This window comes from Streptomyces sp. NPDC085481 (assembly GCF_044541845.1).
Classification (GTDB): Bacteria; Actinomycetota; Actinomycetes; order Streptomycetales; family Streptomycetaceae; genus Streptomyces.
On record NZ_JBITTJ010000012.1, the window covers coordinates 198,265 to 213,125 of the forward strand.

Below are 14,861 nucleotides of genomic sequence, written 5' to 3' on the forward strand. Positions count from 1 at the left end.
CCCGTACGACAGAGAATCCCGTGAAGCGCGAGCGACTTCCAACGCCGTTGGCGCATTCGAAGTCCGTTGGCGTTTCACGCTGCTGCGTAGCTGGCGCGGAACAGGCGCTGGGCGCGCTCCAGGTCCCGCTCGGTGCGCAGTTGTACCTCTAGGTCGCCCGTTCCGTGGTGGCCGATGCCCTTCACGTTCCTGGTGAAGTCGGGGACGAGGTCGACCTCGGCCGGGTCGAGCGAGAGGTAGACCAGGACCTTGGTCCGCTGGGGCGGGCAGATTGTCGCGAAGTTCCGCAGCCGCTGGTAGGCGCAGTATTTCTTGCGCTGCACCCGGGTGATCCCGTCGCCGAGGCCGAGCAGGACCTCGTCTGCCGCTGCCGCCAGCTCCGCGATCCCTTCGCGCCCTGCGCGCATCGGCTGTGCCGGCCCGGTGGGCTGCTCCCGCCCGCCCTTGGGCGTCCGCCCTGTGGCCGTCGCCACGGCCTCAAGGCCGATGAGGTCCCTGCCGAAGAAGCGGTAGCGGACCAGGTCGATGCTGCGTCGGTGCTCGCGTATGGCGTGAATGTCGTAGCGGGTGAAGTCGCCGGCGACGCAGATCAGCCGGGGCCCGTTCCAGAGCACCTGGGCCGCGGCCGTCGCCCCGAGCCGGTCGCGGACCAGGTGCGCGAACTCGGCCCGGTGGTCCAAGAGCCAGCTCAGGTAGAACAGGCCCTGGTGGATCACGCCGGGATCTGTGCCGCGCTTGTACTCGACGACGACGGGTGCGCCGTTCTCGTCGATGCCCAGAGAGTCGATCCGGCCCGCGTGGATTGGCCCCGTGCTGTACTCGGACGCCAGGAACCGGACCCCGAGCAGCGCCTCCATGTTCGCCTCGACGAGGCGCTGTACGTCAGCCTCTGCCCCGGCAAGCCGCGGCATGACCTCGGTCACGCCGCCATTCGTGTTGTACAGCCTCAGTTCCGGCACCGCCCTTCCGCGCATCCAGCGTGGGCGGACGTCAACCACGAAGGCATCGGACTTATTTCCAGGGGGCAGGTCTGGCCGGCCGCGGGGCCAACACACACAAGCCACGCCTGTTCGACCATCGGCTGCCACGCCTCGATCAGGGTTGTACACCCAGGTCGCCAGCTGAGGCATAGGGAGGTCGAGCGGCTCCTCCCGATGAACGTGGTCCGCCCCCCGGCCCGCCTTCGACCGGTGCGGCTCATTCGCCCCGATCAGCATGCCCATCTACCGAATGGCCCGCTCCAAGCGTGGACACCGGCCTGTTCGACGTCGAGAAGGCCCAGCAGGCCCGGGCTGGGTGAAGGAGCTCAACGGCGACCACGTGCCGGAGACCGAGGAGTACGGCATCTCCTCTCTGGTGTTCCACTCCGAACTGCCCTTCCACCCCGAACGGCTGTGGACCTTCGTCACCAAGGGTCTGGACAGCGGTACGTTCGGCCGGGTCCTGCGTTCCAAGGGGTTTTTCTGGCTCGCCAGCCGGCCCCGGGTGACGGGACTGTGGTCCCAGGCCGGCGCCGTCGCCCGGTTCGAACCGTCCGGCGCCCGCGGCCCGGAGACCGCGCAGGGCCAGAACTGGTCTTCATCGGCACCGGCCTGCGCGCCGACGCCCTCCAGGCGGCCCTGGCGGCCTGCCTGTTGGCTCCGGGCGAGACCGTCCCCACCGGCGACGACTTCCCCGCCTGGGAGACGTACGGCATCGAGGACGCCTGCGAACACGAGCAGGCGGCCTGAAACCCAGGCCCACGCACTCCGGGCCGGACGGTGGTCGCAGCCACGGCACCGTCCGGCACGACGACGCGACGCTGCGGATGATCGACCAGATCGAGGCACTTCTGAACCTGCTGCGGATCACAGCCCGTGCCCGCTTCACCACCGCCGGCGTCGATCTCGACGCCGCTCCAGCCCTTCTGGGAGCGGCCCGGCAGCGGTGGCGGACGAGACCCTGGGATACGCACTGCTGATCGCGGAATCGGGGCCGGGCAACGCATGATCGAAGCACGCTCCCGCCTGCGTCCGCTGACAGATACACGCGAATGTTCAGGAAGTGCCCGCCGGAGGCGCGTCGCGCAGATGGCGCGCCTGGGTGTCGTAATCGCTCAGTACATGGCGGAGCTGCTCGAGCGACTCTTCCGGGATGTCTGGCGGAGCGGACTCGGCCACGTAGCGGGCGGCGGCGACCAGCGCCGCGAACTCGAAGGCGTGCGCGGTCACTTGCAGCACGCCGGGCCGGGTCCACTCCAGGTGCATGTTCAGCCCTTCGACGACAGGTATTCCTTGATCTGGCCGAGCTCCTGCTCGAAGTCGTCGTAGTCCTCACGGATTCCGTTGAGGTACGCGCTCCAGCCGAGGCTGTTCTTCGCGTAGTGGACGGCCTCCTGGATCTCCTCGTCGGTGGCCCCGAACAGCTTCGCCGCCTCGGTGTGGAACAGAGTGCAGTAGCGGCACTTCGTCTCCGAGTGCAGCGCGATCCCGATCAGCTCCTTGTACTTGTTCGGGATCAGCGTCTCGCCGAGCTCGATCTTCTTGAAGATCTCCCACTCGTGGTCCAGCAGATCATCGGGGATCCGGGAGAAGAAATGGGGAACGAGTCCCAGGGTCTCCTTGATCTCCGCCTCCACGTCGCCCCGGCTACGTCCCGCCATGGCGACCACTCCTCTCAGCCGAGCGGAACCGGCCCCCACGTTCCACGCTAGGCCGCACCGACGGCCCCCGCGACTCCAGCGGGCACCGCCGCGTCACATCACTTGGGCGGCAGGCCGGCAGCGAACACGTGGCCTTGGTCCACCCATTCGGCCAGGGCGTCGTCCTCGGTCAGGGCGGAGGCATCGACGACGGCCCAGCCGCGCATCGGGCGCCCTGTGAAGTCGAAGGGCCTCGTGCCGGGCCGCGCGAGAGCCTCGCCGTTGGCGTCGGGGCCGACCCGGACCATTAGCTCGTCGCCGATCACGCCCACGACCATGTTGCCGGCGTACAGGAAGGCCAGGCCGCCGGACATCCGCTTCTCCGAGACGCTCGGGCCCGTACCCAGCCGGGCCCGGATCCGTTCCGCCAGTCCCTCGTCGAACGCCATGGCCGTCCTCACGCTCCGTTCTGTGGCGGGCTCAGCCACCGCACCAGGTCCCGCAGGTCCTTGGCCAACGAGGAGCGCACCTTGCGTCCGATGACGAGAGCAGCGAGCCCGTAGAGACCGGACGTGTCGCCCCGTACACGGATATTGGCGAGCGTGCCGCATTCATCCGGGGTCGGGGCGAACATGTACGTCACACATATCGGCATCGGGGCCCGCGACCGACACCATGTCCAGCAGCCGAGGCGGGCCGAAGCCGCCCGCGCCGGCCTCACGCGTCACCTGCGCCGTGCGGATGCCCTGTGCGCACTCTCCGCCTCGTGCGTTTCACGCTGCCGTATGGCTGGCGCGGAACAGGTCCAGGGCGCGCCCCAGGTCCCGTTGGGTGCGCAGCCGTACCTCCAAGTCGCCCGTTCCGTGATGGCCGAGGCCCTTCACGTTCCTGGTGAAGTCAGGGACGAGATCGACCTCGGCCGGGTCGTAGCGGGTGAAGTCGCCGACGACGCAGATCAGCCGGGCCCGCTCCAGAGCACCTGGGCCCCGGCCCTCGCCCCGAGCCGGTCGCGGACCAGATGCTCGAACTCGGCCCGGTGGTCCATGGGCCAGCTCAGGTGGAACGGGCCCTGGTAGATCACGCCGGGTCGGTTGCCCGCTTGTACTCGACGATGGCTGGCGAGCCCTTCCTCGGCCAGCCACGGCGTGACCTCGGTCGCGCCGTTCGTCGTGTCGAACAGTTTCAGGTCCAGCAACCTCCGCGCTCGGGATCTTCGAGCGGTAACCCTCTCGAACGCAGGGCTATTTCCATATATCTTCCAGCCACCTCTGGATCCGATGCCACCCAGGTCGACGACTGCTGGCGCCAGTTCGGCTGCTGACACCGGACCCACATGCGATGGACTGTTGGTTCTCGGAGTTGCAGATGCACCGCCGTCCATGTAGGAGGCATTCCCTGAGGAGGAGCCTGTCGAGTGCCGGGCAGGCCGCCTGGCGGCGACCTGGTGGGTGGTCAGGCGGGGCGCCCTCTGTGGACGCGCTGCGCCGCCTGTCCCGTGTACTGGCGGCACTCGCCGGTGAAGACGGTGGCGAGTTCGGCGTCGAGCAGGGGGCCCACGAACAGCGCCACGGGCACCCCCGCGCCCCCCTCCGGCTCGCGGTAGACCTGGAGCGCGAGCCCCTCCATCACGGCGGCGAGGCGCACGGCGGCGGGCAGCGGATCCAGGTGCTCGTCGACCTCGCCGCACTCCTTGCCGTTGTGGACGGCCCGGGCGATGTCCTCGCGCAGCTTCCGGGCGGTCTCGGTGTCGACCTCGGCGAGGGCGGGGGCGTCGAGGGCACGGCCGGCGAACGCGCGGGCCACGCGGTACTCGGCGCGGCGGGCCTCGTCCAGAGGGATGTACTCGGTCATCACCTCCGCCATGACCCGTGCGATGGGTCGCTTGTGCTGGACGCCGTCCCTGACGCGCTCCTCGACGCGTGCGCGGATCCGGGCGGAGATCTCACGGAAGGCGTGGAGCAGCATCTCGTCCTTGGTGCGGAAGTAGTGCTGCACCAGGCCCACGGACATGCCCGCGGTGGCGGCCGTGCGCGCGACGGTGACGGCGTCGAGCCCGTGCTCGGAGATCAACCGGCTGACGGCGTCGGCGATCTGACGGCGGCGTTGTTCGTGGTCGGCGGTTCGCGGCACTTGATAACCGTACCAGCGTACGGCTATAACCGTATCCCCATACGGTTATCTGTCCGTGCCCACGGAAGGACAAGGCCCCCATGCCCAGCCTGCTCCGACGCGCCGCCGCAGCGGCGACCGCCCTCCTGCTCGGCCTGCTCCCCTTAGATGAGGCGTCTGCAGCGGCCAACCCACCTGTCCCGGCGGACCGCTTCGCGGCGATCGACGCCTACGTGCGCGAACGCATGGAAGCCACCCGCACGCCCGGGCTCGCCTACGCCGTGGTCGGCCCCGACGGGCCGGCCCACTCACGTGCCTGGGGTACGGACGGACACGGCGAACGGGTCACAGGCGACACGCCGTTCCTCTGGGGCTCGGTCGCCAAGCCGATCGCCGCGAGCGCCGTAATGACGCTCGTGCAGGACGGGCGACTCCGCCTCGACGACCGGGTCGTCGACCACCTGCCGGCCTTCCGCTTCGGCGGCACCGGCCACGCCGCACGCGTCACCGTCCGCCATCTTCTCCAGCAGACGGCGGGCGTCCCGGAGTCGGCGACCTTCGAGGTCGCGGACTGCGTCGACGCTGACTGTCCGGACGCGACCGGGCGGGTCGCCGCGCTGAACGGCGTACGCCCGCTCGGTCCGCCCGGTACCACGTACGCCTATAGCAGCGCCAACTACCTCGTCCTGGCGGCCGTGGTCGAGTCCGTGACGGGCCGGTCCTTCGCCGATCACCTCCGGGACAGTGTCCTGCGCCCGGCCGGCATGGACGGGGCGATCGCCGACCGGGCGGCCGCCCGTGAGCGGAACCTTCCGCCCGGACACCAGCTCCTGTGGGGCGTGCCGTCAGCGATCGCCGACGGCGTGGACGACGACGGAGCCGCCTACGGCTACACCGGCGGCAACCTGAACGACCTCGCCGCCTTCGCCTCCCTCAAACTTCGGTCGGGGAAGGCTGGCAACGGCACGACGGTCCTCACTCCCGAGTCCGTCCGCCTCATGCGGCAATCCGGCCGAATCCACCCGTCCGGCGAAGACACCGGATACGGGCTCGGCTGGCGCGTCGGCGGCTTGGAGGCCCCGCTCGACACCGCGATCTGGCACACCGGCGCCACTCCCGGCTACTCGGCCATGCTCTTCCTCCTGCCGGAGCAGAACCTCGCTCTCGTCGTCCAGCAGAACCTTCACGGCCTTCTCCATGACGGCAGCGTCATGCAGGTCGGCTTCGGCGCGGCCCGCATCCTCGCCGGAGGCGCCGCTCCCGCCGACGCTCCCTCCGCCGCGACCTACCACGCCACGGTCTGGAGCTTCACCGCCCTGGCCCTCGTCCTCCTCGCGGAGACCTTCCACTCACTCCGCCTGCTCCGCCGTCGGCCGGCGCACCGCCGCATCGTCCCCACCGTCCTGTGGTGTCTGGCCGGCGCCCTGCCCTGGATCGTCATGGCGGCGGCCCTTGCCCTCATAGGCCCCAGGGCGCTGTGGACCTGGACACCCGACGCGTTCATCACCCTGTGCGCGGCATCCGCCGCCGGGACCGCCGTCATCACCCTGCGGCTCGCGACCGCGTACATCGGGAGAGGCAGCATGCGGCGTCATACGGCGGCCGGCGCGCCGTGAAGCCTCGTGTGGGGGCTCGGCGTGCGGGGCGGAGGAGCAGGGCAGGCGCGTTACGGATGCGCGGATCGTCGGCTCAGGAGCGTACGTTCCCCGAGCCCGGGCCCGGCGAGGCGTCGGGGCGTCCATCGCTCTGCGCGGCCGGGTTCTGCAGGGGGCGGCTGTCGGCGGCCTGGTAGGTGGCCTGCTGCTCCGGGGTGCCGTCGGCCTTCATGGCCTTGGCCTCGCTCTTGAGGATGCGGGCGGCCTTGCCCGCGTTGCGGGCGAGTTCGGGCAGCTTCTTGGCGCCGACGAGGAGGATGACGACGATCAGGATGATCGCTATCTCGCTGATTCCGAACACTGTCTTCCGCTCTCTCAGGAGGTGGCCCTCTCGGAGCTGCAAATCTACAGTGATGTAGAAGGTGCGGGAAGGGCGGGTTCTGGCCGCCCGCCGCGACACCTTTCGTAGGACAACGCCACCCACACCACACCAACAGCAGCAGGCCGAGCCGTGTCGTCTCAGTACGATGAACCGCCCCACGGGGGCGGGACGAGTCGGCGGGAGGGCGGCGGAATGACGAAGGACAAGCGAGTGGGCCAGGACGAGTCTCCCCGGCGGCGGGGGCAGGGCGAGCTCGAAGCGCAGGTGCTGGCCGCCCTGCGTCAGGCCGACGGTGCCCACACCGCGGGGTGGGTGCAGGAGCGCCTCGGCGGCGATCTCGCCTATACGACCGTCATCACCATCCTGACGCGCCTGCACGCCAAGGGCGCGGTGAGCAGGGAGAGGGCGGGCCGTTCGTTCGAGTGGACGGCCGTGGCCGACGAGGCCGGCCTCGCGGCGCTGCGGATGCGGAAGGTCCTCGACGGCGAGGCGAACCGGGAGGCGGTCCTGGCCAGCTTCGTGACGGGGCTCTCGCCCCACGACGAGCGCCTGCTGCGTGATCTGCTGGCTCAGGACTCCGAGGAGGGGGAAGACTGACGGCATGGGGGTCTTCGTCTTCCTGCCGCTGGTCCTGCCCTTGACGGCATGGCCGGTCGCGCGACTTGCCGCACACCATCTGCATCCCCGGACGGCCACGCGGCTGCTCACCGGTTTCTCCGGCGTGCTCGCCGTATGCAGCACCCTGTGCCTCGCCCTGCTGATGGTGGTCGGCACCGCGCAGTTGCCGGGCAACCCGCTGCCGGACGGCTGGTCCGACCCCGAGGTGCGTGAGGCCGTCCCGTACGACGAGGTCGCGGGCAAGGCCGCCATCCCTGCTCTGATCGCCGTACTCGTCTCCTGTGCCAGGGCCGCGTGGCGGCACCACCGGGTACGCCGCCGAGCCGGCCGGGCGCTGGCGGGGCTGCCGGGCACCTCCGTCGTGGTGCTCTCCGACGAGTCGCCCTACGCGTACGCCCTTCCTGGCCGGAAGGACCGCGTCGTGGTCACGACGTCGATGCTCGCCACGCTGACCGGGCCCGAGCGCCGCGCGCTGTTCGCCCACGAGCGCGCCCACCTGGACGCCCGCCACCACAGGTTCCTGCTGACCGTGCAGCTCGCGGCGCGGGCCAACCCGTTCCTGCGGCCCCTGCGTACGGCGGTCACTTACACCACCGAGCGCTGGGCGGACGAGGAGGCCGCCACCCGAGTCGGCAGCCGCCGTGTCGTGGCCCGGGCCGTCGGCAAGGCCGCGCTGGTCTCCCGTGGCGCACCCGTGGCGACCCTCGCGGGATTCGCTGCGGCCGGCCCGGTACCGCGCCGCGTGGCGGCCCTCCTGGGGCCTGCTCCCGTTGCACGTGTCTGGCCGTCGATCTTCACCAGCGCGGGCCTGGCCGCGTGGGGCGCCGCGGCCGGCACCACGGTCTCCGCGCTCTGCTCGGCGAACTCGGCGGTCACATTGTTGCTGATCCTGAAGGCCGCGACCCCTCTGTAGAGGGACGTGCGCCGTTCAGGCTGCCCTGTCAGGCGACGAGCGCCCGGATCGGCATGACGATGTAGAGGGCAAGCAGGCCGATGCCGGCCACCCCGAGCGGCACGCCGCCACTGGAGAACGTGCCCGACAGGTAGGGCAGGGCGGCCAGCACCACGCCCGTGACGACGGCGGCGTGCACGGTCTGGGCGATCGGGGACCACGCCTGCTCCTGGAGGCTGTCGGCCTCCGCCGCGACCGATGTGGGAAGCATGCAGGCCAGCACCAGAAGCAGGGGGAACAGTGCGATGGCCGACCCGGACAGCGTGAGCCCCCAGTCACGGTTCAGATAGCGGTCCAGCTGCGCGCCGTCCTCCACCACGCCGCCCAACTCGGGTGCGGCGGGCGCCCAGAGGACCTCGACCCGGCTGCCCGGCTTCGGCTTGTCCTTGGTGTAGGCGCCTTGCGAGCGGACCTGGCTGCCGTCCGGCAGGGTCAGGAACAGAGTGGCGTGATAACCCGTTACCTCGTCCTCGTCGTTGCGCATCTGCCGGACATCGGCGACCTCTGCCACGGTGGCCGCCGAGTACCCCGCTCCCGCCTGGACCAGCGAGCGGACGTACTGCGACGTGTGCGAGCGGCCGAGCCCGGCCAGCGCTACGACGGAGACCACGACCAGCAGCCAGACGAGGGCCTGCCGGAGAAACACCCAGGGCACGCTCTCGTACTCGTACGACGCCAGCCGCCGGAACACCCCGGGCCGCTCCCGCCGACTGGGGGTCACACCCTTCTCCAAGGAGACCGTTGGCGCGTTCGTCTTCCTCGCGTCGGTCCAGTGGTGCGGCATCCAGTAGTAGTTGTCGTCGGACCACCAGATCCACAGCGCGACGACTCGCAGCCAGACCAGGCCGACCACGGTCCAGGACAATGTCACAAGGCCGGGCACGGGCAGTAGAGCACCAGTCGGCAGCCCCGCCGTCCACACGGCAAGGACGGCTGCCGCCGCGTACGCGAGCACGCCCGTTATCCGCACGGACCAGACCAGCACGCTCTCCCCCCGGTGATCGACGACGGCCGAGTATCGCAGCCGGGCGGCTCTCTGACGAGGCATTGTCAATCGGGGGGGCTGGCGGGGTGAGGCCCGTGACGACGGGACGGGCCCCACCCCGGACGGGGACTACAGGTCGAACTCGTGCGGCGGGAGGTCGAGGGTGTAGCACGCCTCCCGTACGACCGCCTGCTCGTCCTTGTCGAAGTCGCCGTCGGCGCCGCCGATGATGATGCCGATCTGGACGACGGCGCGGGCCTCGGCGGGCTTCTTCTTCGCCTTGGCGACCTCCTGGAGGACGCTGACCTTGCCGAAGTCGAAGTCGGCGGTGAGCTTGTCGCAGTTGGCCTCGAAGCGGCGCTGCAGGTCCTCCGCCGGGAAGTTCTGCAGTACCTCGTTGCTCATGATGAGCTGGGCGACCTTCTGGCGCTCGGATGGATCGATGCTGCCGTCGGCGGCAGCGACGAGCGCGCACATCGCCATGCTGGCGTCACGGAACGCGCCGCTCTGCAGGTCCTTCTTCTTCGCCATGAGCTGCGTCTGCATCGTCGATGCGGACTCCTTGATGCGGTCCCACAGGGCCATCGAGAACTCCGTTACGTGTGGGAGGTCGCCCAGGCCGGGTGAGTGTGATGTCCGGACGGCCTCACTTCTACATTGCTGTAGAAGCTATCAGGTGGAGGTCGTTGATTCAGCCGGGTCTGCCCGGCACGCGACGCCGATGCGCCTTACTCGTCTGCGGCAGGTCCTGCCGCGGGGGCGAGCTTGGCGATTTCCCGGCCCAGGGCGCTGAGTTCGGTGCCGTTTCCGCGGAACGCCACGCTGTCGTTCTTGTCGATCAGGACGTAGGTGTCGGCCTGATCGACCTTGAACCGGTCGCGCAGGACGTGCCCCTTGTCCGCGAGGTGCGGGAAGTTCGTCGCCCCGGTCGAGGAGATGAAGCGGCTCAGTTCGCCGTCCGGTCCGGGGTCGGCCACTCCCACGACGTGGAGCTGCCCCATGCGTACATCCGCCCATGCGGAGATGCGGAGTGCGTGGGTCGCGCAGGTCTCGCACGAGGGTGCGTAGAACCACAGCAGGGCCGGCTTGCCGGCGAGGGTCGCCGCGTCGAAGGGCTTGCCGTCCACGGTCGTGGTCGAGGTCCGGAGGGCGTCCGGCAGCACGATCCGCTCGGCCGGCGCGTTCGTGCCGCACGCGGTCAGGGCCAGGCTGAGGGCGGCGAGCAGAGCGGCTGCGGTGAGGCGACGTCGCATGGCGGGCTCCCGGTAGGGGCGGCTCACGCGCCGCCGCGTCACCCTTGGCCCGATGGCGGTGCCCAGGGGGCGGGAAGCCGGGGACCGGTGCTGTGCACGACCGGTCCCCGGACTCCGGCACCGTGAATCTACGTCTCTGTAGAGGTGGGTACGCGCCTGTGACACGGCCTCAGTCGGACTGTTCAGCCGGTCGGCGCACCGGGCGGGCTACGCCTCGTCGTCCCCGCCGTCTTCCTCGTCGCCTTCGAAGAAATCGCCGACCTCGTCGACGACTTCGGCGGCCACCATGCCACCGACGACGCCGACGGCGAGTCCGGCCGCGCCGGCCGCGACCACGGCGCCCATGCCCGACCCGGAGCGGTGACCGTGGTCGCCGTGGTGGTGGTCGTCGTGGCCGTAATGGCCGTGCCCCTGGGAGGCATGGGAGCCGTACGAGGCGCGGTGCTCGACGAGCTGCCGGATCCAGCCCTCGACCTCGGCGTTCCAGTTGATCTGCTCGACGCCGTGGTGGCTGACCGTGAAGCGGGTCAGCGCATCGTGACCCTCGGAGAAGAAGCCGCCGCGCTTGTCGGCCTCCAGGACGACCTCCATTCCCGCCGGGCCGGCGAGGAAGGTCACCTCGATCTCGTTGACCTGGTGGGCGTACTGCGGCGACGGTGCGAGCTCGATCTCCTGGTAGAAGGGGAGCTGCTGGCCGGTGCCCCGGATGTGGCCGAGTTCGAGGTCGGCGGACTTGAAGCCGAAGCCGAGCTGTCCGAGGGCTTCGAGGATCGCCTCCTGGGCAGGCAGCGGGCGCACGGCGAGCGGGTCGAGGTCGCCCTTGTCCTTGGCGCCGGCGACGCCCAGCTCGGTGCGTACGCCGAGGGTGATGCCCAGGCCCTGGCCGTACAGCTCGGTGATCGGCGTCTCCCACGGCAGCGCGAAGGAGAAGGGCACGCTGCGCTGCTCACCCTCCGCGAGGCGGAAGTTGCCGCCGACGACGTGCTGGTGGAAGACGACCGCGCCGTGCGACTCCCCGTCCTCGTGCTCCGCCTCGACCCGGGCCACGAGCTCCAGCGTGATGTGCTCGATGGTGAAGTCGGCGCTGCCGCCTTGCAGGTGAACCTGACCGCTCAGGATGCCGCCGGGTGTGACCGCGCCGGGATCGAGCACGGTGTCCACCGAGGGGCCCCCTACGCCGAGCGAGCCGAGCAGACGCTTGAACACCATGGGGCGTTCACTCCTTCAAATAGCCTGTGTGGTTCAGCAGTTCGAGGCCGTATAACCTCGACCATCTACATGCGTGTAGAAGCATAGGGCCGGAGTGTCCGTCCCGGGGCAGACGAAGCCGAGAGGGGCGAGCACATTCGGACAGCGACATCGCCTTCGGCTGAAAGGGGTGCGGGCAAGATGGCGGGGGAGCAGTGCGCGGGCGTTCTCGGGGGCGCGTCCGGCGAGACCCTGGAGCACGCGGCCGCGGTCTTCGGAGTGCTGGCCTCTCCCGTGCGCCTGCGCATCCTCCAAGTGCTGTCGCAGGGCGAGAGCGACGTCGCGCACCTCGCGGAACAGGTCGGCGGAGCGCTGTCCACGATCAGCCAGCACCTGTCCGCCCTCACGAGGTCCGGCCTCGTCGCCGCCCACAGGGACGGGCGGCGGCGGGTGTACTTCATCGACGACCCCGCCGGCGTCGCCGCGATGAGGATCGTGGTCGAGCGGGTCTCGCGGCGCACCGACGCGGGGATCGTGGCGGCCGGCGAAGCTCATCGGGGCGCCCCTTGAACGCGGAGTCCTCGCGCGATGCCGTGCCCTCGGCTCTCGATGACTGTTTGCCTTTCCTTTACAGTGGTGTAGAAGCCTGCGTGCTTCTCCGACCACCCGATCCGCCCGAGTACGACAAGGAGTGAGCGACCCGCAATGGGTGAGCCTCCCAGTACCAGCCGTGCCACCGCCTGCCCTGACGCGTCGAGCCAGGGAGCGGGGGTGGCACGGTGACCGAAGTGCTTCTGCTGCTTCTGGCCCTGGCCCTCACGCTGGCGTGTGCGGTGTTCGTCGCGGCCGAGTTCTCCCTGACCACCGTGGAGCGCGGTGAGCTGGAGCGGGCCGTCGAGGCGAAGGAGCGCGGAGCCGAGGGCGCACTGCGCGCCGTCCGACGGCTGACCGTTCAGCTCTCCGGTGCCCAGCTGGGCATCACCGTCACCTCGCTGGTGATCGGCATGCTCGCCGAGCCGTCGTTGGCGGCGCTGCTGCGCGGTCCGCTGGAAGCGATCGGGCTCGGCGGTGCGGCGTCCTCGCTCGCCACTGTTCTCGGTGTGGCTATCTCCACCGTCGTCCTCATGGTCGTGGGCGAGCTGGTCCCGAAGAACTGGGCGATCTCCCGCCCGCTGGCTGTTGCCAAGGTCGTGGCCGGACCCCAGCGGGGCTTCACCGCGGCCTTCGGGCCGTTCATCCGGCACCTCAACAACACCGCGAACAGGTTCGTACGCCGCTTCGGCCTGGAGCCGGCCGAGGAACTGGCCACCGTGCGCACCCCCGCCGAGCTGGCCTCCCTCGCCCGGCACTCGGCCGCTGAGGGGGCCATCGAGGCCGACTCCGTCGAGTTGTTCGTCCGTACGCTCCACCTGGGCGAGCTGACAGCGGAGAACGTGATGACGCCACGCGTCGACGTCCGCGCCCTGGAGGCGCAGGCAACGGCCGCCGACGCCGCCAACCTCACATACGCCACCGGTCTCTCCCGCTTCCCGGTCTACCGGGTCTCCCTGGACGACGTGATCGGCACCGTCCACATCCGTGACGTCCTCGCCCTCGAACCGGACGCCCGCGCGGCCACCCCGATCACCGACCTGGTGACCGAGCCGCTCCTCGTGCCCGAGACGCCGCCCGCCGACCGACTTCTGGAGCGGATGCGGGAGCACCGGACCATGGCGGTCGTCATCGACGAGTACGGCGGCATGGCCGGCGTGGCGACGGTGGAGGACATCGTCGAGGAGGTCGTCGGCGAGGTCCGTGACGAGCACGACCCGGTCGAGGTTCCCGACCTGCTGCCCGCGCCGCCCACCGAGGACGGCCGTGCCACCTGGGAGGCCGACGGAGGCGTACGGATCGACGAGCTGGCCCGCATAGGGCTACGGGCGCCCCACGGCCCGTACGAAACGGTGGCCGGCCTGATCGCCACCCGCCTCGGCCGCATCCCCGCCCAGGGCGACGCGATCCTGCTCGACGGCTGGCGCCTCGACGTCCTCGACATCGAGCACCACCGCGCGGACCGGATCCACCTCACCGAGCCCGCTCGCCTTTCGGAGCACAAGCACGCCGAGGCCGGGGTGTCCCGATGACCGCGCTCCAGCTCACCATCGGCTTCCTCACCCTCCTGACGAACGCGTTCTTCGTCGGCGGCGAGTTCTCCCTGATCTCCGTGCGCCGCAGCCAGATCGAGCCGCTTGCCCGCGATGGCGACCGGCGCGCCCGCATGACCCTGTGGGGCCTGGAGCACATCTCCGCCCTGCTGGCCACCGCCCAGCTCGGCATCACCGCCTCCTCGCTGGTGCTCGGCGCGGTCGCCGAACCGGCCATCGCCCACCTTCTGGAGCCGGCGTTCGAGGCCACCCATGTACCGGATGCCCTGGTGCACCCGATCGCCTTCGTCATCGCGCTCACCCTCGCGACGTACGCGCACATGCTCATCGGCGAGATGGTCCCCAAGAACATCGCGCTTGCCGCCCCGGTGAAGACCGCGCTGCTCCTCGGCCCGCCGCTGGTCGCCCTCACCCACGCGCTGAAGCCCGTCGTCTTCGGCATCAACGCCTTCGCCAACTCGCTGCTGCGCCTCCTGCGGGTCGAGCCGAAGGACGAGGTCTCCTCGGTCTTCACCGACGACGAACTCGCCCGCATGGTCCAGGACACCAGCGAGGCCGGACTGCTGTCACCCGCCGACGGCGAGCGACTGCGCGACGCACTGGAGCTGGGAACCCGGCCGGTAGGCGAGATCCTCGTCCCCGCCGCCCGGATGGTCACGGTCGACCACCGGATCACCCCTGCCGAGCTGGAGCGGACGGCGGCACGCGCGGGCTACTCCCGCCTCCCGGTCACCGGCCCCGCCGGAGCCGTCCTGGGCTACCTGCACATCAAGGACACCCTCGGCGTCACGGACCGCGACAAGCCGTTCCCACGCACCGCGTTCCACGCCGTGACCCGCGTACGGATCGACACCCCGCTGGACGACACCCTCACCGCCCTGCGCGCCGTCGGCAGCCACCTCGCCGCCGTCACCGGCCAGGCCGGCACTGTCCTGGGCTACGTGACGATGGAGGACGTCCTGGAGGAGCTGGTCGGCCCCGCCTCCGTGTGATCCCGCGCGGCCGTCGCGTACCC

The 14,861-nt window shown here is 70.4% G+C and carries 18 protein-coding genes and 2 pseudogenes; 8 read left to right on the forward strand and 12 right to left on the reverse strand.

What is annotated here, in order from left to right; genetic code table 11:
- Positions 1-74: 74 nt before the first annotated feature.
- Positions 75-974: a DUF5655 domain-containing protein gene (locus ACIGEZ_RS24590; RefSeq protein WP_399834691.1), complete on the reverse strand. Its 900-nt coding sequence runs from the start codon at positions 972-974 to the stop codon at positions 75-77.
- Between the two features lie 278 nt (positions 975-1,252).
- Here ACIGEZ_RS24590 and ACIGEZ_RS24595 point away from each other — a divergent pair.
- Both ACIGEZ_RS24595 and ACIGEZ_RS24600 read left to right on the forward strand, forming a co-directional pair.
- Positions 1,253-1,730: pseudogene (locus ACIGEZ_RS24595) on the forward strand (GTP-binding protein); the annotation flags it as partial.
- Positions 1,731-1,807: 77 nt separating this feature from the next.
- Positions 1,808-1,960, forward strand: coding sequence for a hypothetical protein (locus ACIGEZ_RS24600; protein WP_399834530.1), 153 nt, complete (start codon positions 1,808-1,810; stop codon positions 1,958-1,960).
- Positions 1,961-2,036: 76 nt separating this feature from the next.
- On the opposite strand, the gene ACIGEZ_RS24605 is transcribed toward ACIGEZ_RS24600, so the two are convergent.
- From ACIGEZ_RS24605 to ACIGEZ_RS24630, 6 genes and pseudogenes are all read right to left on the reverse strand, one after another.
- Positions 2,037-2,246, reverse strand: coding sequence for a hypothetical protein (locus ACIGEZ_RS24605; protein WP_399834532.1), 210 nt, complete (start codon positions 2,244-2,246; stop codon positions 2,037-2,039).
- Between the two features lie 2 nt (positions 2,247-2,248).
- On the reverse strand, positions 2,249-2,641 hold the full coding sequence (locus ACIGEZ_RS24610) for a carboxymuconolactone decarboxylase family protein (protein WP_392090145.1): 393 nt from the start codon (positions 2,639-2,641) through the stop codon (positions 2,249-2,251).
- Between the two features lie 98 nt (positions 2,642-2,739).
- Positions 2,740-3,069, reverse strand: coding sequence for a TfoX/Sxy family protein (locus ACIGEZ_RS24615; protein WP_399834534.1), 330 nt, complete (start codon positions 3,067-3,069; stop codon positions 2,740-2,742).
- An 8-nt stretch (positions 3,070-3,077) separates the two neighbouring features.
- A complete protein-coding gene (locus ACIGEZ_RS24620) occupies positions 3,078-3,263 on the reverse strand; it encodes a hypothetical protein (protein WP_399834536.1) in 186 nt (61 codons plus the stop codon).
- A 130-nt stretch (positions 3,264-3,393) separates the two neighbouring features.
- Positions 3,394-3,760 (reverse strand): annotated as a pseudogene (locus ACIGEZ_RS24625) (transporter); the annotation flags it as partial.
- Positions 3,761-4,072: 312 nt separating this feature from the next.
- Positions 4,073-4,750 (reverse strand): TetR/AcrR family transcriptional regulator, encoded by a 678-nt coding sequence (locus ACIGEZ_RS24630; RefSeq protein ID WP_399834538.1) that lies wholly within the window; start codon positions 4,748-4,750, stop codon positions 4,073-4,075.
- 80 nt (positions 4,751-4,830) lie between these two features.
- Between ACIGEZ_RS24630 and ACIGEZ_RS24635 the strand changes: the two genes are divergently transcribed.
- Positions 4,831-6,345, forward strand: coding sequence for a serine hydrolase domain-containing protein (locus tag ACIGEZ_RS24635; RefSeq protein ID WP_399834540.1), 1,515 nt, complete (start codon positions 4,831-4,833; stop codon positions 6,343-6,345).
- A 73-nt stretch (positions 6,346-6,418) separates the two neighbouring features.
- Here ACIGEZ_RS24635 and ACIGEZ_RS24640 read toward each other — a convergent pair whose 3' ends face one another.
- On the reverse strand, positions 6,419-6,685 hold the full coding sequence (locus tag ACIGEZ_RS24640; RefSeq protein ID WP_399834541.1) for a twin-arginine translocase TatA/TatE family subunit: 267 nt from the start codon (positions 6,683-6,685) through the stop codon (positions 6,419-6,421).
- 213 nt (positions 6,686-6,898) lie between these two features.
- Between ACIGEZ_RS24640 and ACIGEZ_RS24645 the strand changes: the two genes are divergently transcribed.
- Complete coding sequence (locus ACIGEZ_RS24645; RefSeq protein WP_399834543.1) at positions 6,899-7,303, forward strand: BlaI/MecI/CopY family transcriptional regulator; 405 nt, start codon at positions 6,899-6,901, stop codon at positions 7,301-7,303.
- Positions 7,304-7,307: 4 nt separating this feature from the next.
- The gene (locus ACIGEZ_RS24650; RefSeq protein ID WP_399834545.1) at positions 7,308-8,237 is read left to right on the forward strand and encodes a M56 family metallopeptidase; all 930 of its coding nucleotides are present in this window, start codon (positions 7,308-7,310) and stop codon (positions 8,235-8,237) included.
- Positions 8,238-8,265: 28 nt separating this feature from the next.
- Here ACIGEZ_RS24650 and ACIGEZ_RS24655 read toward each other — a convergent pair whose 3' ends face one another.
- From ACIGEZ_RS24655 to ACIGEZ_RS24670, 4 genes are all read right to left on the reverse strand, one after another.
- Positions 8,266-9,261 (reverse strand): hypothetical protein, encoded by a 996-nt coding sequence (locus ACIGEZ_RS24655; RefSeq protein ID WP_399834547.1) that lies wholly within the window; start codon positions 9,259-9,261, stop codon positions 8,266-8,268.
- A gap of 129 nt (positions 9,262-9,390) precedes the next feature.
- The gene (locus ACIGEZ_RS24660) at positions 9,391-9,846 is read right to left on the reverse strand and encodes a tellurite resistance TerB family protein (protein WP_399834549.1); all 456 of its coding nucleotides are present in this window, start codon (positions 9,844-9,846) and stop codon (positions 9,391-9,393) included.
- A gap of 143 nt (positions 9,847-9,989) precedes the next feature.
- A complete protein-coding gene (locus tag ACIGEZ_RS24665) occupies positions 9,990-10,514 on the reverse strand; it encodes a redoxin domain-containing protein (protein WP_399834551.1) in 525 nt (174 codons plus the stop codon).
- Between the two features lie 207 nt (positions 10,515-10,721).
- Complete coding sequence (locus ACIGEZ_RS24670) at positions 10,722-11,723, reverse strand: sporulation protein (protein WP_399834553.1); 1,002 nt, start codon at positions 11,721-11,723, stop codon at positions 10,722-10,724.
- Between the two features lie 180 nt (positions 11,724-11,903).
- Between ACIGEZ_RS24670 and ACIGEZ_RS24675 the strand changes: the two genes are divergently transcribed.
- From ACIGEZ_RS24675 to ACIGEZ_RS24685, 3 genes are all read left to right on the forward strand, one after another.
- Positions 11,904-12,272 carry an ArsR/SmtB family transcription factor gene (locus ACIGEZ_RS24675; RefSeq protein ID WP_399834555.1) on the forward strand — a complete coding sequence of 123 codons (369 nt, stop codon included), beginning with the start codon at positions 11,904-11,906 and terminating at the stop codon, positions 12,270-12,272.
- Between the two features lie 209 nt (positions 12,273-12,481).
- Positions 12,482-13,825, forward strand: a complete 1,344-nt coding sequence (locus ACIGEZ_RS24680) for a hemolysin family protein (protein WP_399834557.1) — start codon at positions 12,482-12,484, stop codon at positions 13,823-13,825.
- Positions 13,822-14,838: a hemolysin family protein gene (locus ACIGEZ_RS24685; RefSeq protein WP_399834559.1), complete on the forward strand. Its 1,017-nt coding sequence runs from the start codon at positions 13,822-13,824 to the stop codon at positions 14,836-14,838. The genes ACIGEZ_RS24680 and ACIGEZ_RS24685 overlap by 4 nt, the downstream gene beginning before the upstream one ends.
- Positions 14,839-14,861: the final 23 nt, after the last annotated feature.